Here is a 19781-nt window from a genome sequence, read left to right as displayed (position 1 = left end):
CACGGACCACCGCGTCCCTCGCCGCCGCGCCCTGCACTGTCACGCCCCTCACGGCCCCGCCCCCACCGTCCGCTCCACCGAGGCCACGGCCTCCTCCCGCACCTCGAACGGCAGCCCGCTCAGCACCGGCGGTCTCGCCACGACGACCACCCGGACCCGGTCCGCATCCCGGCCGACCGTGACCTCCGCGCCGTCCGGCGCCGCCGCCCGGGTGACCTCGACGACCGCGTCGGCCGGGTCCTGCCGGGCCGCCGCGCGGGCCCCGGTGCGGGCCGCGTCCACACACTGGATCTGCGCGGCCACCACCAGCAGCCCCCACACCAGCGCCATGGCGAACATCACCAGCACCGGGAGCACCACGGCCGACTCGGCGGTCACGAAACCCCCGTCGGCCCGGCGGCTCGCGTTCCTCTCACATCCGCGCATCGAGCGCCTGCTTCACGATGCGTTCCAGCTCACCGCCGACCACTCCGCCGGTCACCACCTTGTAGAGGACCACCGCGAACGCCACCGCCGCCACGATGCCCATCGCGTACTCCGAGGTGACCATTCCGCCGTCCCGCCGCGCGGTTGAGCCCGTCCAGTCCATCGCGCGCATCCTGCACACCAGGGCACGCAGCCGCGCCCGAACCATTCGACACATTCCGACCCCCGTGGGTTTCACTCGCTTCGCTGCCTTCACTCACTTCACTGCCTTCTGTGCCTCTTGTGGCATCTCCTCCTCATCCACCACCCCCTCCCAGCACCCCGCCCGCCAGGCCGATCACCACCGGCAGTACGCCCACCGCGATGAACGCGGGCAGGAAGCACAGGCCCACCGGTGCGGTGACCGCGACGGCCGCGCGTCGGGCCCGTGCCGTGGTGGTCCGGGCCCGGTCCGCGCGGGTCTGTTCGGCGAGGTGCGCGACCGGGCCGGCCGCGGGCAGTCCGGACACGTCGGCCCGTTCCAGCAGGCGCGCCAGCGGCGCCGCTCCCTGGATCGCGGCCAACTCCCGCCACGCACCGCCCGGTTCGCCGCCCAGCCGGACCTCGGCCGCACCGCGGGCCAGCGCGTCGCCGACCGGTCCGCCGAGGGCGCCCCCGACGGCCCGGGCAGCGGCCACCGGGCCGGCCCCCGCCGCGATGCAGGCCGCCAGCAGATCCGCCGCCAAAGGCAGTTGCCGGGCCGCCGCCGCGCCGCCGCGCCGGGTGGCCGCCCCCTCGGCGGGCCGCCGCCGCTGCCACTGCCGCAGCCCGGCCGCGACGGCCGCTCCCACCAGGACACCCGTGACGCCGCCGACCAACGCCCACCCCGCGCCCACTGTCCCCGCCAGGGGCAGCCAGACACGGAACCGCCGGGCGAGTACATCGCCGCGTGTCCGACGCGCAGGTGCCGGGAGCTCAGGACACCCCGCGAGTTCCGGAAGCCGCGGCGGCAGCAGCGCGGCGAGCCGGCGCCGTGCCCTCCGTTCGAGCCGGGCGGCGCACGCCCACCGCACCAGCCGGCCGGCGAGCAGCAGTGTCCCCAGGACCACCCCCAGGCTGTGGACAAGGTTCTGGTTCATGCCTCCGCCTCCGCTCGCCGTACGATCCGGCTCACCCACCACATGCCGAGCCCCTCCAGCGCCCCGCCGGCCAGCAGACAGCCCAGTCCCGCCCCGCTGTGCAGCAGGACGCGCAGCGGATCGGCCCCGAGGGCCACCCCGAACAGCAGGCCCAGGGCCGGCAGGCCGGCCAGCATCGCGGCGGTGGCGCGGGCACCGGCCAACTGGGCGCGCAGATCGGCCCGGCTGTCCCGTTCGGCGCGCAGCGCCCCCGCCAGCCGGTCCAGTCCGGTGGCCAGGCCGGCGCCCTGGTCGACGGCGACCCGCCAGCAGGCGGCGAGCCCTCGCAGCCCTTCGGCGCCGGGCTGCCGCGCCGCCGTGGCGAGCGCGCCCGGCACGTCCCCGCCGAACCGGGCCGCCGCCAGCACCGTCGGCTGCCCGTCGCCGAGCCCGCCGGACTCCCGGGCGGCGCACAGCAGCGCCTCACCCGGCTGCCGGCCCGCCCGTACCTCGCCCGCGAGGAACGCGCACAGCCCGATCACCGCGTCCTGCCGCCGCTCCCGGGTACGTCGCGCCTGTCCGGCCAGTCGGGCCCGGCGCAGTACCGGAACCCCGGCCGCCGCCACGACGAGCGGCAGCACCGACGCCCCCAGCACCGCCAGCACCAGCCCAGCCACCGGTGACCACCACTCGGCCCGCAGCCGTCCACGGAGCCGGCGCAGCTCCTCGGTCACCCGCGCGGCGCCTGCCGTCAACCGGCCGGTCCCCGGTGGCCCGGTCCCGACCGCCCCGCCGCCCGCGAACAGCAGCCGGGCCCGCCGGACCCCGGAGTGCCGCCCACCGACCAGCCACACCGCGCCCCCGAGGCACAGCAGGGCCGCCCCGGTCGACAGCTCACTCACCCCCAGCACCCGCACCACCCCCGTCACCCGTCAGCAGCCCCCTCAGCCGCTCCCACCCCCGCTCCCGCACGAACGCCCGCTCGCCCCACCGCAGCGCCGGCACCGTCCGCACCAGCCCCGACGGGTCCCGCTCCAGCACTCGTACCTCCGCGATCCGCCGCCGTCCGGTCCGGTCGCGTACGAGGTGCAGCAGTACCGACAGGGCGGCGGCCACCTGGCTGTGCAGGGCGGCCCGGTCGAGTCCGGCGGCCGTGCCGAGCGCCTCCAGCCGGGCCGGGACGTCCGCCGCGGCGTTGGCGTGGACCGTGCCGCAGCCGCCCTCATGTCCGGTATTGAGAGCCGCCAGCAGGGCGACCACCTCGGGTCCCCGTACCTCGCCGACGACCAGCCGGTCCGGTCGCATCCGCAGCGCCTGGCGCACCAGGTCCTCCAGCGTCACCAGGCCGGCGCCCTCCTGGTTGGCCGCTCTGGCCTCCAGGCGTACGACGTGCGGATGGTCCGGCCGCAGTTCCGCCGAGTCCTCGGCGAGCACGATCCGCTCCCCGCTGCCGACCAGTCCGAGCAAGGCGCTCAGCAGCGTCGTCTTGCCGCTGCCGGTACCGCCGCTGACCAGGAAGGACAGCCGGGCGTCCAGCAGTGCCCGCAGTACCCGGTCGCCGCCCGGCGGCACCGTCCCCGCGGCGACCAGCTCGTCGAGGGTGAACGCGCGCGGACGCACCACCCGCAGCGACAGGCAGGCGCAGCCGACGGCGACCGGGGGCAGTACCGCGTGCAGCCGGGTCCCGTCGGGCAGCCGGGCGTCCACCCAGGGCCGGGCGTCGTCGAGGCGGCGTCCGGCGACGGTGGCGAGCCGCTGGGCGAGCCGCCGTACCGCCCCGGCGTCCGGGAAGGACACGGAGGTCAGCTCCAGTCCGCCGCCCCGGTCCACCCAGACCCGGTCCGGAGCGGACACCAGTACGTCGGTCACCGACGGGTCGGTGAGCAGCGGCTCCAGAGGTCCGCTGCCGACGAGTTCGGACCGCAGCCGTTCGGCGGCACCGAGGATCTCGGCGTCACCGAGCACCCGCCCCTGCGCGCGCAGGGCCTGCGCCACGTGCGCGGGTGTCGGCTCCGCCCCGCTCTCGGCGAGCCGGCGCCGCACCCCGTCGAGCAGCCCCACCGGCACGCCCCCGCCGGCGCTCTGCCCGGAGCGCCCGCGCACTGCGCCACCCCCTCGTCCGAGCGGCTCCAGAGGCTCCCGTTCCCCGCCGCCTGCACCGCCCCTTCCGCCAAGACCGCCCGCCGCCGTCATCCGGTCCTCGTCTCCGTCAGCGCCCGCTCCCAGAACTCCCGGCAGAAGCGGGCCAGCGGTCCGCGGGCGGCGGCGCCCGGTGGCTGTCCGCCCTCGGTGGCGCGCGGCAGTCCGGGCTCCACGGGCACCTCGCCGGCCAGCGGCAGTCCGAGCAGTCGCGCCACCTCCCGGTCGTCGAGTCCGGGCGCGGACGGGCCGCGCACCGCGACCCGCAGGTCGCGCAGGACCATGCCGACGGCGGAGGCGATCCGGCCGGCCGCCGCGACCGCCCGCAGTTCGGCCGGGACGACGAGCAGCCCGAGGTCGAGCTGGGCGAGGACCTCGGCCACCCCGTCGTCGATCCGGCGCGGCAGGTCGACGACGACCGCTCCGCCCCGGCGCCGGGCCGCGGCGAGCACCGCGCGGACCGCCTGGGGAGGGACCGCGACGCAGTCGCCGCGGTCCCAGCTGAGCACTCGCAGGGAGTGCAGTGCGGGCAGTGACTCCTCCAGGGCGCCGCCGCCGACCCGGCCGCGCGAGGCGGCGAACGCGGGCCAGCGCAGTCCCTCGGTGGTCTCGCCGCCCAGCAGCACGTCGAGTCCGCCGCCCAGGGGGTCGGCGTCCACCAGCAAAGTGCGCAGCCCCTCCCGCGCGGCGGTGACGGCGAGCGCGCAGGCCAGGGTGGAGGCTCCGGCGCCGCCCCGGCCGCCGATGACGCCCACGGTGAGCGCGGGCCGGCCGACGCCCTCGGCGACGTCGGCGATACGGTCGACCAGCCACTGTTCGCCGTCGGGCAGCATCAGGACGTGGTCGGCGCCGATCTCGACGGCCCGCCGCCACACACCGGGGTCGTCCTGGTCGCGGCCGACCAGCACCACTTGGCGTCTGCGGGGCGCTCCCCGCAGCCGGTGCGCGGCGTCGTCGCCCACCAGGACGAGCGGCGCGGCCTCCCAGCCGCCCCGCCGCGCGGGCACCGAGGGATGCACCTCGGGGGTGGCGCCCGCCGCCGCGCACAGCCGCAGCAGGTCGTCGAGCAGGTCGGGGTCCTCGGTGACGATCAGCGGTCCGCTCTGCCGTCCTGCGGCGGCGGGCGGCGGATCGTGCGTGACGGTTCCGGTCATGGTGTACGTCCCCCTCAGTCATCCTGGACGTCCTGGGCGCCCCGAAGGCCCTAGGCGTCTCGCGCGGCCGCCAGGACCCCGCGATTCCCAAACGTGTGAAGAACCGGCGACCGGCCTTCATTTGAGTGGCCGACGGAAACCGGCGGCCCGCGTCCGACAAACCGAAGCCGCCGTGAACTCGGCGCGGCCGGGACGCGTTGGAATCACGGTGCAGTGATCCGGGAAATCGTGTGGATCTTGGTCGATAACTGTGGACAACTCGACGATTGTGAATATCGCCGTCACCCATACCGGTGAGACCCGTGCGCTTCGCGAGCGACTGCGCAAGACTGTCGCAGAGCAGTCCGGCAGCTACCCACAGTGACAGTGAGCGATCACGGAGAAGAGGCGATGATGATCGGGAAAGAGCGGCGTCCGGGGCCCGCGGTCCGCGCGAAAACCCATCCGGACATGCGACGACCCCCGCCGGGGGGGAGAGCGGGGGTCGTCTCCACGGCCGACTCGGGGGGGGAGGAGTCGGACCGGGTTAGCACGGTCGCGAACGATCCGTGACTTCCATGGTGTACCCGAGAGCCTTCTCAGGCAAACCCACACGCCCCACGATACGCCGAATGGGGTGCGCCTATGCTCGGGGCGTGGAAAACCACTCGCCGACCCACTCGTCACCTCACTCGTTCGCCCGCACGGCGGCCTTCTTTGACCTGGACAAGACGGTCATTGCGAAGTCGAGCACACTGACGTTCAGCAAGTCGTTCTACCAAGGCGGCCTGATCAACCGCAGGGCTGTCATGCGGACCGCATATGCCCAGTTCGTCTTCCTCGCGGGCGGCGCCGACCACGACCAGATGGAGCGGATGCGCGCGTACCTGTCCGCGCTCTGCCGCGGCTGGAACGTCGAGCAGGTCAAGGAACTCGTCGCCGGGACGCTGCACGACCTGATCGACCCGATCATCTACGACGAGGCCGCCTCCCTGATCGAGGAGCACCACACGGCCGGCCGGGACGTCGTGATCGTCTCCACGTCGGGCGCCGAGGTCGTCGAGCCGGTCGGTGAGCTCCTCGGCGCCGACCGGGTGGTGGCCACCCGCATGGTGGTGGGCGACGACGGGTGCTTCACCGGCGAGGTGGAGTACTACGCGTACGGGCCGACGAAGGCCGAGGCGATCCGTGAGCTGGCCGCCTCCGAGGGGTACGACCTGGCCCGCTGCTACGCCTACAGCGACTCGGCCACCGACCTGCCGATGCTGGAGGCGGTCGGCCATCCGCACGCGGTGAATCCGGACCGCGCGCTGCGCCGTGAGGCACTCGCGCGCGAGTGGCCGATCCTCGACTTCCACCGGCCGGTCCGGCTCAAGCAGCGCATCCCCGGGTTCTCCGTACCGCCCCGGCCGGCGCTGGTCGCCGCCGCCGCGATAGGGGCCGCGGCGGCCACGGCGGGGCTCGTCTGGTACGCCAGCCGCCGCCGCGCGACCGTGGCCTGACCCGGCCAGGACCCGGGCCCCGAACCCTGGGGCCGCCGCAGCCGCCCCACCTGTCTCGTTTGAGACGAAAAGTTAATTTGAACCTAAAAGTAAAGAAGTGTGGGCACCACTTCCGCTTGCCCCCCGCCTGGAGTACAAAGGACTCAACGGCCCGCGAGACCAAGGACATCCGAGAGGATCACCTTAATAACGCATATGGCCCCACGGACCGAGCATGGTCACCGAGCACCCACGCGACGTCGACCCGTCGATTACGGGCCAGCCGCACCAGGTGACGGGCGAAGTTCCCGACCTGATGGGCAACACATCGAGGACGCTTGGTAACCCGGTGAGCGTGCCAGCGGCGGTACGGATCCCGTACCGCCGCGACTTACGCCGCCCCGCGCTGAAGCGCCTCGCACACGGCCGTCGACTCCCGCGCTCCCAGCACGACCGCCTTGCCGCAGTGCTCGATCCAGGCGGCCACGCCCTCGGCCGTTCCGGAGACATATCCGTCCAGGGCCGCCAGATACGCCGCCCGGCCCAGCTCGGCGTACCCGACCTCGGCGGGGCAGACCGACTTGGGGTCCAGGCCGCTGCCGACCAGGACGATCCGTTCGGCCGCGCGCGCGACCAGGCCGTTGCGGGAGGCGAACGGGCGCAGCGCGAGCAGCTCGCCGTGCACCACGGCGGCCGTCACCAGGGCCGGCGCGGAGCCGCCCGCGACGATCAGCCCGGCGAGCCCCTCCAGCCGGCCGTGCGCCTCCTCGGCACCCGGCAGCGGCAGCTCCACCAGCGGCTCGTCGACCGGCTCCCCCGCCTGCCGGGGGCGTCCCACGTACTCGGTCTGGTCGGCCGCCGCCACCAGATGCAGCCGGGCCAGCACCCGCAGCGGCGACTGGCGCCAGACGGACAGCAGTTGTCCCGCCTCCGCGGTCAGCCGCAGCGCCGCGCCGACCGTGCGCGCCTCGCCGTCGCCGCTGAAGTCGGAGCGCCGGCGCACCTCTTCCAGGGCCCAGTCGGCCCCGGACAGCGCCGCCGAGCCGCGCGCGCCGCGCAGCGCCGCCTCGGAGGTGATCTCGTTGCTGCGGCGTCGCATGATCCGGTGGCCGTAGACCCGGTCCACGGCCTTGCGCACGGACTCCACGGACTCGGCCGCGCCGGGCAGTGCGCCCAGGGCCGCCAGCGGGTCGGACTCGGCGGTCGCACCTGTCGTACTCATGAGTACGACCCTACGCGCCCGCCGTGCCCCGGGAACCGGCCACCGACGGCTACGGCTACGGCCACGGCCACGGCCACGGGCCACGGGCCACGGGCCACGGTACGGCTACAGCCTCCCCACCGGGAGCCCCAGGGAGCCCCGCCCCGGCTACCGCTTCTCCGCCGGAGCCCCCGGTACGCCCTTGGGGGCCGGTGCCGGGGCGGCCGACAGGTAGGACGCCCAGCCCTTCTTCGGCGCCTCGCCCACCTCCAGGTCGCGCAGCTTGCGCAGCGTCCCCGGGTCCTGTGCGTCCAGCCAGTCGGCGAGCTGCCGGAAGGAGACGCAGCGCACGTCCTTCTTGGTGCACACCTCCTCTACGACCTCCTGCACGGCGCGCATGTACGTGCCGCCGTTCCAGGACTCGAAGTGGTTGCCGATGATCAGCGGCGCGCGGTTGCCGTCGTAGGCACGCTCGAAGCCCTTGAGGAGGCCGTCGCGCATCTGGTCGCCCCAGTACTCGTGCATCGCGGGGTCGCCCTGGGTGGTGGTGCCGGACTGGTTGACCATGAAGTTGTAGTCCATGGTGAGCTGTTCGTAGGAGTGCCCGGGGAAGGGCACCAGCTGCATGGACAGGTCCCACAGGCCGTTCTTCTTCTTGGGCCAGACCTGGTTGTTGACGCCGCTGCTGTCGTAGCGGAAGCCCAGCTCGGCGGCGGCCCTGGTGAAGTTCTTCTGGCCCTCCAGGCAGGGCGTGCGGGCGCCGATCAGCTCCTTGTCGTAGTCGAAGGGCAGCGGCGCGGCCTGCGCCGACCCGGTGTTGCTCTTCCAGGTCTTGACGAACCGTTTCGCCTGGCGGATCTCGTCCTTCCACTCCTCGACCGACCACTCGCCGACCCCGCCGTCGGCGCCGCAGAAGTGACCGTTGAAGTGGGTGCCGATCTCGTTGCCCTCCCGCCAGGCCAGCCGCAACTGCTCGACGGTGTCGGCGATGCCCTGCGCGTCGCCGAAGCCGATGTCGGAGCGGCCCGGCGAGTGCTGCGGCGGCCGGTACTGGTCCCGCTTCTCCTCCGGCAGCAGGTACACGCCGCTGAGGAAGTACGTCATCGTCGCGTTGTTCTTCTTGGCCACCGCGCGGAAGTGGGAGAACAGCTTCTGGCTGTCCTCGCCCGCGCCGTCCCAGGAGAACACCACGAACTGGGGCGGTTTCTGGCCGGGCTCGAGCCGCTCGGGTCTGGGCAGGCGCGGCTGCGCACCGGTGTAGGCGGTGGAGCCGTCGCCGATCAGCCGGACCGCGTTCTTCGGAGCCGGAGCCTGCTTGGCCTTGGGGCCGTGCGCGCCTCCACCGGCGTCGTCGGTGCCGCAGCCGGCGAGCGACGCGGCGCAGACCGCGGCGATCACGGTGCCCGCGGCGATCCTGTGGGTGGCGGCCATTCCGCCCACCTTCTTCCTTCTCTCGGGCCAACGCCGATGACGGCGATGTCGGGTGCTGTGCCGGGCCGAGCCGTCAGCGCGGTCAAGCTCGCACGGAATCGAGAAAGAATTAATACGACAAGCCGATCAAATGCTCCATTCACCCCTACGAGCGGTTCATTACTCCATATGAGGGTAAAAACTATTCCTGGCCTTTACTTTGCATTACGATCCATTTACTCGGCGCGAGCATTTCGGCGCTGAGGCATCCCGCCGCTGTACGCCGTGACCCACGGCCGCGACCGACCCCGCCCCGAGCGGGACCCCCCATGCCACGCGACCGCGCAGCCCCGGAGGAGACGGGAAAACATGTCAGCCTGCGTTCCCACCCGTGCCGACTCGGCCAGTCCCAAGCACGTTCATCCGCCGCACAGCCCGCCGAAGGGCCCGCGCCGCTTCCGTATCGCCGGCGCCGACGTGTCGGCCTCGATCGCGGTCTTCCTGATCGCCCTGCCGCTGTCCCTGGGCATCGCCCTCGCCACCGGCGCCCCGCTCCAGGCCGGCCTCGTCGCCGCCGCGGTGGGCGGCGTCGTCGGCGGCTGGCTGGGCGGCTGCCCGCTCCAGGTCAGCGGCCCGGCCGCCGGCCTGACGGTGGTCACCGCCGACCTCATCCAGCAGTACGGATGGCGCACGACCTGCGCCATCACCGTCCTCGCCGGGCTCGCCCAACTCGGCCTCGGCTGCCTGCGGGTGGCCCGCACCGCGCTCGCCGTCAGCCCCGCCATCGTGCACGGCATGCTGGCCGGCATCGGCGTCACCATCGCCGTCGCCCAGCTGCACATCGTCCTGGGCGGCACCCCGCAGAGCTCCGTCCCCGACAACCTGAAGGCGCTGCCCGCCCAGTTGGCCGGTCTGCACGCCGCCGACGTGTCGGTGAGCGCGCTGACCCTCGCCCTGCTGCTCATGTGGCCCCGGATTCCAGGCCGGGTCGGCAAGGTGCTGCGCACCGTCCCGGCCGCGCTCGTCGCCGTCGCCGGGGCCAGCGCCGTCGCCGCCCTCGTCGGGCTCCGACTGCCCATGGTCGACCTGCCGTCCTGGAACAGCCACGCGCTGGCCGCGCTGCCCGACGGCCCGGTGCTCGGCCTGGTCGCCGCCGTCCTCACCATCACCCTGGTGTGCAGCGTGCAGTCGCTGCTCGGCGCGGTCGCCGTGGACAAGCTGGTCGCCGCCCGGGAGGACCTGACCGGCCGGGTCGGACGCTCCCACCTCGACCGCGAACTGCTCGGCCAGGGCGCGTCCAACATCGTCTCCGGCGCACTCGGCGGACTGCCCATCGCCGGCGTCGCCGTCCGCAGCACGGCGAACGTCAACGCGGGTGCGGTGAGCCGGAACTCCACGATGCTGCACGGCGTTCTCGTAGTGATCGCCGCGCTGCTGCTGGTCCCGGTCCTGGAGCTGATCCCGCTCGCCGCGCTCGCCGCCCTGGTCATGGCCGTCGGCATCCAGATGGTGTCGCTGAACCACATCCGCACGGTCACCCGCCACCGTGAGGTGCTGGTCTACGCGGTCACCACCGCCGGCGTGGTGTTCTTCGGCGTCCTGGAGGGCGTCGCGCTGGGCATCGCCGTCGCGGTCGGTGTCGCCCTGCACCGCCTGACCCGCACCCGCATCACCCACGACGAGAGAGAAGGAGTCCATCACGTCCATGTTCGCGGCCAGTTGACCTTCCTGGCGGTGCCCCGGCTCAGCCGCGCCCTGCACCTCGTCCCGCAAGGGGTGGACGTCGTGGTGGAGCTGGACGGCTCGTTCATGGACCACGCCGCCTACGAGACGCTCCAGGACTGGCAGAAGACGCACACCGCGCGGGGCGGCTCCATCGACATCACCGGCCGCCGGCCCGGCACCCGCATCTCCGAGCCGGAGTCGGAGAACTGCCGCTGCCGCCCCTGGACAGCCTGGCGCAACCACCAGTGCGACCGGCCGCGGCCCGCGTCCCTCTCCGGCGACCTGCCGGAGCGCGCCGGGCAGCCGGACGGGCGGGAGAGCGGACGCGATCTGGCCCGCGGCATCAACGCCTTCCAGCGGAACACGGCCCCCCTGGTCCGCGGCGAGCTGGCCCGGCTGGCCCGCGAAGGACAGCAGCCCTCGCAACTCTTCCTGACCTGCGCCGACTCCCGGCTGGTCACCTCGATGATTACCTCCAGCGGCCCCGGTGACCTCTTCGTGGTCCGCAACGTGGGCAACCTGGTGCCGCTGCCCGGCGCGGAGAGCGGCGACGACTCGGTGGCCGCCGCGATCGAGTACGCGGTGGACGTACTGAGGGTGCGGTCCATCACGGTGTGCGGGCACTCCGGGTGCGGCGCGATGCAGGCCCTGCTCAGCAGCGAACCCAAGGGCGCGCACACCCCGCTGAAGCGCTGGCTGCGGCACGGCCGGCCGAGTCTGGAGCGGATGACCGACGACGACGGCGACTGGGCGCCGCTGGCCGGACGCCGGCCCGCCGACGCGGTCGAGCGGCTCGGACTGACCAACGTGGTCCAGCAACTGACCCATCTGCGGGCCCACGACTCGGTCGCCCGCGCCCTGCGGGAGGGCACGCTGGAACTGCACGGCATGTACTTCCACGTGGGCGAGGCCCAGTCGTACCTGCTCACCGAGCGCGAGGGCCGGCCGGTCTTCGAGCTCGTCCGGGAAGCGGACGACCAGCCCGTCTGACCGGCCGGTGTGACCTGTGGAAAGCGGGAAAGGCTGAACTTCGGCCGCCCCGCGTCCGTGAACAGGGACGACCCCGGTGCCGCCGGACCGCCGACCGCCGGAGCGAGACCCGCTCCGGCGGCAGCCCCAACGGGATCGGCAGGTCCAACGGGCCGGCAGTCCCAACGGGCCGGCAGGTCCAACGGGGCCCACCGGACCCCAGGGACCGGCCAGCCCCACGGGGCCAGCCACCCTCACGGGGTCGACCGGGCCCCACGGGCCAGCCAGCCCTACGGGACCAGCCGCCTCACGGGCCGACCGGGCCCCACGGGGCCGGCCAGCCCACGGGGTCACCCCCACGGGGTCAGCCGCCCCCACGGAGGTCAACCGGCCCAACAGGGCCAACGGTCCCAACAGGTCTACACCAATTGTCCGTCGACCCTTGTCACCGGACCGTACGGTCTGATGAGCTGTGGCCTGGGACACAACGGACAACCCTGGGAAAGGGAGATGTCGTGAGCAATGACTCCTTGGCCAACCTGCTGCGCGAAGAGCGCAGGTTCGCGCCGCCCGCCGACCTGGCCGCGCACGCCAACGTCACGGCGCAGGCGTACGACCAGGCCAAGGCTGACCGGCTCGGCTTCTGGGCCGCGCAGGCCCGCCGGCTGAGCTGGGCGAAGGAGCCGACCGAGACGCTGGACTGGTCGAACCCGCCGTTCGCCAAGTGGTTCAAGGACGGCGAGCTGAACGTCGCGTACAACTGCGTGGACCGGCACGTGGAGGCCGGGCACGGCGACCGGGTCGCCATCCACTTCGAGGGCGAGCCCGGCGACAGCCGCGCGATCACCTACGCCGAGCTGAAGGACGAGGTCTCCAAGGCCGCCAACGCCCTGCTGGAGCTGGGCGTGCGGAAGGGCGACCGGGTCGCCGTCTACATGCCGATGATCCCCGAGACGGCGATCGCGATGCTGGCCTGCGCCCGGATCGGCGCCGCCCACTCGGTGGTCTTCGGCGGCTTCTCGGCGGACGCGCTCGCCACCCGCATCCAGGACGCCGACGCGCGCGTGGTCATCACCTCCGACGGCGGCTACCGGCGCGGCAAGCCCTCCGCGCTCAAGCCCGCCGTCGACGAGGCCGTCGAGCGCGCCGGGAACGTGGAGCACGTCCTCGTCGTCCGCCGCACCGGCCAGGACGTCGCCTGGCACGACGCGCGCGACAAGTGGTGGCACGAGACCGTCGACCGGCAGTCCGCCGAGCACACGCCGGAGGCGTTCGACGCCGAGCACCCGCTGTTCATCCTGTACACGTCCGGTACGACGGGGAAGCCCAAGGGCATCCTGCACACCTCCGGCGGCTATCTGACCCAGACGGCGTACACCCACTGGGCGGTCTTCGACCTCAAGCCGGAGACCGACGTCTACTGGTGCACCGCCGACGTCGGCTGGGTCACCGGGCACTCGTACATCGTCTACGGGCCACTCGCCAACGGCGCCACCCAGGTCATGTACGAGGGCACGCCGGACACCCCGCACCAGGGCCGGTTCTGGGAGATCGTGCAGAAGTACGGCGTGACGATCCTCTACACCGCGCCCACCGCGATCCGGACGTTCATGAAGTGGGGCGACGACATCCCCGCCAAGTTCGACCTGAGCAGCCTGCGGGTGCTGGGCTCGGTCGGCGAGCCGATCAACCCCGAGGCGTGGGTCTGGTACCGCAAGAACATCGGCGCGGACACCACCCCCGTCGTCGACACCTGGTGGCAGACCGAGACCGGCGCGATGATGATCTCCCCGCTGCCGGGCGTCACCGAGGCCAAGCCCGGCTCCGCCCAGCGCGCGCTGCCCGGCATCTGCGCGACCGTCGTCGACGACGAGGCGAACGAGGTGCCGAACGGCGGCGGCGGTTACCTGGTCCTCACCGAGCCGTGGCCGTCGATGCTGCGCACCATCTGGGGCGACGACCAGCGCTTCCTGGACACGTACTGGTCCCGGTTCGAGGGCAAGTACTTCGCCGGGGACGGCGCCAAGAAGGACGACGACGGCGACATCTGGCTGCTCGGCCGGGTCGACGACGTGATGCTGGTCTCCGGGCACAACATCTCCACCACCGAGGTCGAGTCCGCCCTCGTCTCCCACCCCTCGGTCGCCGAGGCGGCCGTGGTGGGCGCCGCCGACGAGACCACCGGCCAGGCCATCGTCGCCTTCGTCATCCTGCGCGGCACGGCGGCGGAGACGGCGGAACTGGTCGGACAGCTCCGCGACCACGTCGGTGCCACGCTCGGCCCGATCGCCAAGCCCAAGCGGATCCTGCCGGTGGCCGAGCTGCCCAAGACCCGGTCCGGCAAGATCATGCGCCGGCTGCTGCGCGACGTGGCGGAGAACCGGCAGCTCGGTGACGTGACCACGCTCACCGACTCCACGGTCATGGACCTGATCCAGACCAAGCTGCCGGCCGCGCCGAGCGAGGACTGAGCACGCTGGGGGCGCCCGGCGCGCACCGGGCGCCCCCACCGGTAAGGTAAGAAGAAGGTCAAGAACCACACAAGATCAACAACCGCACAGGCCAACAACCACACAAGATCCAAATGGGGCGCCGGGAAGTCTGGTCGGCACACGATTCGTGCTGCTCACCGACTTGTTCACCGACCGGAAGGCCCCTCACTGTGTCCACGCCCCGCAAGCTTCTCGGCCGGCTCTCCTTCCCGGAGCGGACCTACCTCGCGGACGCGCTGCGCACCGAGACCGTCGGCGGAGTCCTGCTGCTGGTCGCCGCGATCACGGCGCTGATCTGGGCGAACGTACCGGCCTTCGGCCACAGCTACGAGAGCGTCAGCCACTTCCACCTCGGCCCCACCGCCCTCGGCCTGGACCTGTCGATCGCGCACTGGGCCGCCGACGGACTGCTGGCCGTCTTCTTCTTCGTCGCCGGCATCGAGCTGAAGCGCGAGCTGGTCGCCGGAGACCTGAAGGACCCGAAGGCCGCCGCGCTGCCGGTGGTGGCCGCGCTGTGCGGCATGGCCGCCCCCGCGCTGGTCTACACCCTCACCAACACGGCCGGCGGCGGCTCGCTGGCCGGCTGGGCGGTGCCCACCGCCACCGACATCGCCTTCGCACTGGCCGTGCTCGCCGTCATCGGCACCTCGCTGCCCAGCGCGCTGCGCGCCTTCCTGCTCACCCTCGCCGTCGTCGACGACCTGTTCGCCATCCTGATCATCGCGGTCTTCTTCACCGACTCCCTGAACTTCGCCGCCCTCGGCGGCGCGGTCGTCGGCCTCGCCGTCTTCTGGTTCCTGCTCCGCAAGGGCGTACGCGGCTGGTACGTGTACGTCCCGCTCGGCCTCGTCATCTGGGCGCTGATGTACAACAGCGGCATCCACGCCACCATCGCCGGCGTCGCGATGGGCCTGATGCTGCGCTGCCACCGCCAAGAGGGCGAGGAGCGCTCCCCGGGCGAGCGCGTCGAACACCTCGTACGGCCGCTGTCGGCGGGGCTGGCGGTGCCGGTGTTCGCGCTGTTCAGCGCAGGTGTCTCCCTCTCGGGCGGGGCCCTTGGCGACGTGTTCAGCAGGCCGGAGACGCTCGGTGTCGTGCTCGGTCTCGTCGTCGGCAAGACGCTCGGCATCTTCGGCGGCACCTGGCTCACCGCCCGCTTCACCCGGGCCTCGCTCAGCGACGACCTGGCGTGGGCGGACGTGTTCGCGGTGGCCACCCTGGCCGGCATCGGCTTCACCGTCTCCCTGCTCATCGGCGAGCTGGCCTTCGAGGGCGACACCGTACTGACCGGCGAGGTCAAGGCCGCCGTACTGACCGGCTCGGTCATCGCGGCCCTGCTGGCCACGGTGCTGCTGCGGATCCGCAACGCCAAGTACCGGACGCTGTACGAGGCGGAGGAGCGCGACGAGGACGAGAGCGGCGTACCCGACGTCTACGAGCAGGACGACCCGGCGTACCACCTGCGGATGGCCGCCCGTTACGAGCACAAGGCCGCCGAACACCGCCGGATCGCCCAGCGGATCGCCCGGGAGCGGGAGGCCACGCGGCTTGCCGAAGTGACGGGCGGGGCAGGCGAGCAGGGCGACCGTCCGGCATGATCTGACGAGACGGCACAAAAGCGAGACGGTACAAAAGACGGAACCGTACGCAGACGAGTTCGGCAGCGAAGTCCGCAGCGAAGCAGAAGTAGAGGGAGACCGCGATGAGCGCACCCGACGGCAGCCCGGTCGGTACCGAACGCAGCATCGGCCAGCTGTTCGCCTCGGCGACCACCGACCTGTCGGCGCTCGTGCACGACGAGATCGCGCTGGCCAAGGCGCAGCTCAAGCAGGACGTCAAGAAGGGGGCCACCAGCGGGGGCGCGTTCTCGCTGGCGGGCGCCCTGCTGGTGTTCTCGCTCCCGATGCTGAACTTCGCCCTGGCGTACGGCATCCGCACCTGGAGCCACTGGAACCTGGCGCTCTGCTTCCTGCTCTCCTTCGCGGCCAACGTGCTGGTCGCCGTCGTCCTCGCGCTGATCGGCGTGGTCTTCGCCAAGAAGGCCAAGAAGGGCAAGGGCCCGCAGAAGGTCGCCGCCTCCGTGAAGCAGTCGGCGGGCGTGCTCCAGAACGCCAAGCCGCACCCGCGTCCCGAGCTGGCCAAGGACCGGTCCCCCGAAGCCATCGAGGCTGTGGCACGCTCGTCCTCATGACGGATCCCGCCACACCCCCGGCGCAACCCGCCTCGCCCGTACTGCTCGACCTGCCCGGGCATCAGGTGCTGCACCGGGACGTCGCCGCCAACGGCGCCCGCTTCCACATCGCCGAGCTGGGTGACGGACCGCTGGTACTGCTGCTGCACGGCTTCCCGCAGTTCTGGTGGACCTGGCGGCACCAGCTCGGCGCGCTCGCCGACGCGGGGTTCCGCGCGGTCGCCATGGACCTGCGCGGCGTCGGCGGCAGCGACCGCACCCCGCGCGGCTACGATCCGGCCGGGCTCGCCCTGGACATCACCGGCGTGATCCGCTCGCTCGGCGAGCCGGACGCCGCGCTGGTCGGCCACGATCTGGGCGGCTATCTGGCATGGACGGCCGCCGCGATGCGTCCCAAGCTGGTCCGGCGGCTCGCGGTGTCCTCGATGCCGCACCCGCGCCGCTGGCGCTCGGCCATGCTGCGGGACTCCCGGCAGACCCGCGCCAACTCCTACATCTGGGGGTTCCAGCGGCCCTGGGTGCCGGAGCGGCAGCTGACCGCCGACGACGGCGCGCTGGTGGGGAAGCTGATCCGCGAGTGGTCCGGGCCCCGGCCGCCCGAGGACGACGCGGTGGAGGTCTACCGCCGCGCCATGTGCATCCCGTCCACGGCGCACTGCTCGATCGAGCCGTACCGCTGGATGGTGCGCTCCCTGGCCCGGCCCGACGGCATCCAGTTCAACCGGCGGATGAAGCGGCCGGTGCGGGTGCCGACGCTGCATCTGCACGGCTCGCTCGACCCGGTGACCCGTACCCGCAGCGCGGCCGGCAGCGGCGAGTACGTCGAAGCTCCCTACCGCTGGCGGCTGTTCGACGGGCTCGGCCACTTCCCCCACGAGGAAGACCCGGTCACTTTCTCCACCGAACTGATCAATTGGCTGAAGGACCCGGAACCCGATCGGTGACCGAGCGGCCACATGCCTGGCGCATAGGCCAATTGGGGGCCTCGGGAGCGGTTATCGACCTTGGGGCAGGGGCAGACGTCGGGGTATGGGCTGGACGCACGACTACAGTGACGCAGCACGCACTCGCCGCTCCCCGGGCGGTATGAGTCCCCACCAGCGAGGCGGGGCGCCGCAACTGGCGGCCACCGATCTCCGGGTGGGCATCCCGCGCATCCTGCGCCGCCGCGCCCGCTGGGTCTCCGTACGTCTGCGTCACCCACGCGGCTGAGCCGGCGCCACCGCGCCGCCGCCGCGGGCGCCGGTCGGCCGGCCCGCCGCGCCACCGGCCCCGCCCGGCCCGCCGCCCTCACAGTGCGCAGCTGTCGCTGTCCACCTGCTGGCTGGCGGTCCGGCCGCGGGCGATGTCGTCCTCGATCTCGTCGGCGGTCAGCGCGTAACCGGTCTGCGGGTCGTCGAGGGACTTGGCGAACACCACGCCGTAGACCTCGCCGTCGGTGGTGAGCAGCGGTCCGCCCGAGTTGCCCTGACGGACGGTCGCGTACAGCGAGTAGACGTCGCGGCGGACGGTGCCGCGGTGGTAGATGTCCGCGCCGGTGGCCGTGATGCGCCCGCGCAGCCGGGCCGCCCGGACGTCGTACGAGCCGTTCTCCGGGAAGCCGGCCACGATGGCGCCGTCGCTGATGTTCGCGTCCTGCTCGGCGAACCGCAGCACCGGTGCCCGCAGGTCCGGTACGTCGAGTACGGCGATGTCGCGCTGCCAGTCGTAGAGGACGACCGTCGCGTCGTACTTGCGGCCCTCGCCGCCTATCTGGACGGTGGGCTCGTCGACGCCGCCGACCACGTGCGCGTTGGTCATCACGCGGCGCTCGCCGAAGACGAAGCCGGTGCCCTCCAGGACCTTGCCGCAACTGGGCGCCGTCCCCATCACCTTGACGATGGAGCGCTGGGCGCGCACCGCGACCGCGCTCCTGGCGAGCGCCGGGTCGGGCGGGTCGACATCGGCGATCGGCTCGTTCGAGAACGGGCTGAAGACCTGCGGGAAGCCGTTCTGCGCGAGGACCTTGGAGAAGTCCGCGAACCAGTTGGTGGTCTGGTCGGTGGGCAGCGCGGCGGCGACCCCGCTGAGCACCTTGGAGTCGCGGACCGCCTTGCCCAGCGTGGGCAGCGTGGTGCCGGCGATGGCCGAGCCGATCAGCCAGGCGACCAGCAGCATGGCCAGCACGTTGACCAGGGCGCCGCCGGTGGCGTCCAGGGCGCGGGCCGGCGACCAGGTGATGTGCCGGCGCAGCTTGCTGCCGAGGTGGGTGGTCAGGGCCTGGCCGACGGAGGCGCAGACGATGACGATGACGACCGCGACGACCGCGGCGGTCGTGTTGACCTCCGCGTTGCCGGTCATAGCGTCCCAGACGACGGGCAGCAGGTACACGGCGACGAGTCCGCCGCCGAGGAAACCGATCACCGACAGGATGCCGACGACGAAGCCCTGCCGGTAGCCGACGATCGCGAACCAGACAGCGGCGACCAGCAACAGGATGTCCAGCACGTTCACCGCTTCTAGCCTCGCCTCGTCGTTCCACCCGCCGCAGCCCGGCCGCAGCCCCCGGGCGGCATGCCCCCCAGGTGATCACGGCACGGCGACCACCCTGTCATGCGCGCCAGTCCAGCGGCACCTGCCGGGTGCGGTCCCAGGGCCGCTCCCAGCCCGCGAAGTGCAGCAGCCGGTCGATGATGCCGGCCGTGAAGCCCCACACCAGGGCCGATTCGACCAGGAACGCCGGGCCCCGATGGCCGCTGGGGTGGACGGTGGTGGCCCGGTTGGCGGGGTCGGTGAGATCCGCCACCGGGACCGTGAACACGCGGGCGGTCTCGCCGGGGTCGACCACCCCGACCGGGCTGGGCTCGCGCCACCAGGCCAGTACGGGCGTGACGACGAACTGGCTGACGGGGATGTAGAGCTTGGGCAGCACCCCGAACAGCCGTACGCCGGCCGGGTCGAGGCCGGTCTCCTCCTCGGCCTCGCGCAGGGCGGCGCGCAGCGGACCGTCGCCCAGCGGATCGCCGTCCTCGGGGTCGAGCGCGCCGCCCGGGAAGGCCGGCTGCCCGGCGTGCGAGCGCAGCGAACCGGCCCGCTCCATCAGCAGCAGCTCGGGGCCGCGCTCGCCCTCGCCGAAGAGGACCAGGACGGCCGACTGCCGGCCGCCGCCGTCCTCGGGGGGCAGGAAACGGCTCAGCTCGGTGGGCCGCACCGTGTCCACCGCCCGCGCCATCGGCTCCAGCCAGCCGGGCAGGCCCGACCGGTCGAGCGCGACCTCCCGCATGTCGCTCGCACGCGTCATCGCCACCCCCGTTCTGTCGTGTCCAACGCCCGGCATCCCCTAGATCGTTCCGCGGACCGGCCTCCGGCATGCGTGGATCGCTCCGCGGACCGGCCCCCGGCATACGTGGATCGCCCTGCGGACCGGTCCCCGGCATACGTGGATCGCCCTGCGGACCGGCCCCCGGCATACGTGGATCGCCCTGCGGACCGGCCCCCGGCATACGTGGATCGCCCTGCGGACCGGCCCCCGGCATAC

The 19781-nt window shown here is 72.9% G+C and carries 17 protein-coding genes; 7 read left to right on the top strand and 10 right to left on the bottom strand.

Features of this window, described 5'->3' with window-relative positions; genetic code table 11:
• Positions 1 to 48 precede the first annotated feature (48 nt).
• The 6 genes from ACTT8P_RS14360 to ssd form a co-directional block, all read right to left on the bottom strand.
• The gene (locus tag ACTT8P_RS14360; protein ID WP_442832011.1) at positions 49 to 426 is read right to left on the bottom strand and encodes a TadE family type IV pilus minor pilin; all 378 of its coding nucleotides are present in this window, start codon (positions 424 to 426) and stop codon (positions 49 to 51) included.
• A complete protein-coding gene (locus tag ACTT8P_RS14355) occupies positions 413 to 643 on the bottom strand; it encodes a DUF4244 domain-containing protein (protein ID WP_442832010.1) in 231 nt (76 codons plus the stop codon). Before ACTT8P_RS14355 ends, ACTT8P_RS14360 begins: the two co-directional genes overlap by 14 nt.
• A 79-nt stretch (positions 644 to 722) precedes the next feature.
• Positions 723 to 1544 (bottom strand): type II secretion system F family protein, encoded by an 822-nt coding sequence (locus ACTT8P_RS14350; RefSeq protein WP_442832009.1) that lies wholly within the window; start codon positions 1542 to 1544, stop codon positions 723 to 725.
• Positions 1541 to 2434: a type II secretion system F family protein gene (locus ACTT8P_RS14345; protein ID WP_442832034.1), complete on the bottom strand. Its 894-nt coding sequence runs from the start codon at positions 2432 to 2434 to the stop codon at positions 1541 to 1543. The genes ACTT8P_RS14350 and ACTT8P_RS14345 overlap by 4 nt, the downstream gene beginning before the upstream one ends.
• The gene (locus ACTT8P_RS14340; protein WP_442832008.1) at positions 2418 to 3716 is read right to left on the bottom strand and encodes a TadA family conjugal transfer-associated ATPase; all 1299 of its coding nucleotides are present in this window, start codon (positions 3714 to 3716) and stop codon (positions 2418 to 2420) included. Before ACTT8P_RS14340 ends, ACTT8P_RS14345 begins: the two co-directional genes overlap by 17 nt.
• Complete coding sequence (gene ssd, locus ACTT8P_RS14335) at positions 3713 to 4816, bottom strand: septum site-determining protein Ssd (protein ID WP_442832007.1); 1104 nt, start codon at positions 4814 to 4816, stop codon at positions 3713 to 3715. The genes ACTT8P_RS14340 and ssd overlap by 4 nt, the downstream gene beginning before the upstream one ends.
• 611 nt (positions 4817 to 5427) lie before the next feature.
• Between ssd and ACTT8P_RS14330 the strand changes: the two genes are divergently transcribed.
• Positions 5428 to 6297: an HAD family hydrolase gene (locus ACTT8P_RS14330; protein WP_442832006.1), complete on the top strand. Its 870-nt coding sequence runs from the start codon at positions 5428 to 5430 to the stop codon at positions 6295 to 6297.
• A 370-nt stretch (positions 6298 to 6667) separates the two neighbouring features.
• Here ACTT8P_RS14330 and ACTT8P_RS14325 read toward each other — a convergent pair whose 3' ends face one another.
• Both ACTT8P_RS14325 and ACTT8P_RS14320 read right to left on the bottom strand, forming a co-directional pair.
• Complete coding sequence (locus ACTT8P_RS14325) at positions 6668 to 7498, bottom strand: oxidoreductase (RefSeq protein WP_442832005.1); 831 nt, start codon at positions 7496 to 7498, stop codon at positions 6668 to 6670.
• 147 nt (positions 7499 to 7645) lie between these two features.
• Positions 7646 to 8908, bottom strand: a complete 1263-nt coding sequence (locus ACTT8P_RS14320) for a polysaccharide deacetylase family protein (RefSeq protein ID WP_442832004.1) — start codon at positions 8906 to 8908, stop codon at positions 7646 to 7648.
• 348 nt (positions 8909 to 9256) lie between these two features.
• Between ACTT8P_RS14320 and ACTT8P_RS14315 the strand changes: the two genes are divergently transcribed.
• From ACTT8P_RS14315 to ACTT8P_RS14290, 6 genes are all read left to right on the top strand, one after another.
• Positions 9257 to 11602: a bifunctional SulP family inorganic anion transporter/carbonic anhydrase gene (locus tag ACTT8P_RS14315; RefSeq protein WP_442832003.1), complete on the top strand. Its 2346-nt coding sequence runs from the start codon at positions 9257 to 9259 to the stop codon at positions 11600 to 11602.
• A 494-nt stretch (positions 11603 to 12096) separates the two neighbouring features.
• Positions 12097 to 14052 carry an acetate--CoA ligase gene (acs, locus tag ACTT8P_RS14310; RefSeq protein WP_442832002.1) on the top strand — a complete coding sequence of 652 codons (1956 nt, stop codon included), beginning with the start codon at positions 12097 to 12099 and terminating at the stop codon, positions 14050 to 14052.
• A 191-nt stretch (positions 14053 to 14243) separates the two neighbouring features.
• Positions 14244 to 15671 carry a Na+/H+ antiporter NhaA gene (nhaA, locus tag ACTT8P_RS14305; protein ID WP_442832001.1) on the top strand — a complete coding sequence of 476 codons (1428 nt, stop codon included), beginning with the start codon at positions 14244 to 14246 and terminating at the stop codon, positions 15669 to 15671.
• Positions 15672 to 15775: 104 nt separating this feature from the next.
• Positions 15776 to 16264: a phage holin family protein gene (locus ACTT8P_RS14300; protein ID WP_442832000.1), complete on the top strand. Its 489-nt coding sequence runs from the start codon at positions 15776 to 15778 to the stop codon at positions 16262 to 16264.
• Positions 16261 to 17208 (top strand): alpha/beta fold hydrolase, encoded by a 948-nt coding sequence (locus ACTT8P_RS14295; protein WP_442831999.1) that lies wholly within the window; start codon positions 16261 to 16263, stop codon positions 17206 to 17208. Before ACTT8P_RS14300 ends, ACTT8P_RS14295 begins: the two co-directional genes overlap by 4 nt.
• A gap of 85 nt (positions 17209 to 17293) precedes the next feature.
• Positions 17294 to 17476 carry a hypothetical protein gene (locus ACTT8P_RS14290; protein ID WP_361163661.1) on the top strand — a complete coding sequence of 61 codons (183 nt, stop codon included), beginning with the start codon at positions 17294 to 17296 and terminating at the stop codon, positions 17474 to 17476.
• Between the two features lie 78 nt (positions 17477 to 17554).
• On the opposite strand, the gene ACTT8P_RS14285 is transcribed toward ACTT8P_RS14290, so the two are convergent.
• Positions 17555 to 18757, bottom strand: coding sequence for a MarP family serine protease (locus tag ACTT8P_RS14285; protein WP_442831998.1), 1203 nt, complete (start codon positions 18755 to 18757; stop codon positions 17555 to 17557).
• 97 nt (positions 18758 to 18854) lie between these two features.
• Positions 18855 to 19544 (bottom strand): NUDIX hydrolase, encoded by a 690-nt coding sequence (locus ACTT8P_RS14280; RefSeq protein WP_442831997.1) that lies wholly within the window; start codon positions 19542 to 19544, stop codon positions 18855 to 18857.
• Positions 19545 to 19781 lie beyond the last annotated feature (237 nt).

This window comes from Streptomyces sp. JW3 (assembly GCF_052216785.1).
In the GTDB taxonomy this organism is placed as follows: domain Bacteria; phylum Actinomycetota; class Actinomycetes; order Streptomycetales; family Streptomycetaceae; genus Streptomyces.
This window is presented reverse-complemented; position numbering and strand designations above follow the sequence as displayed.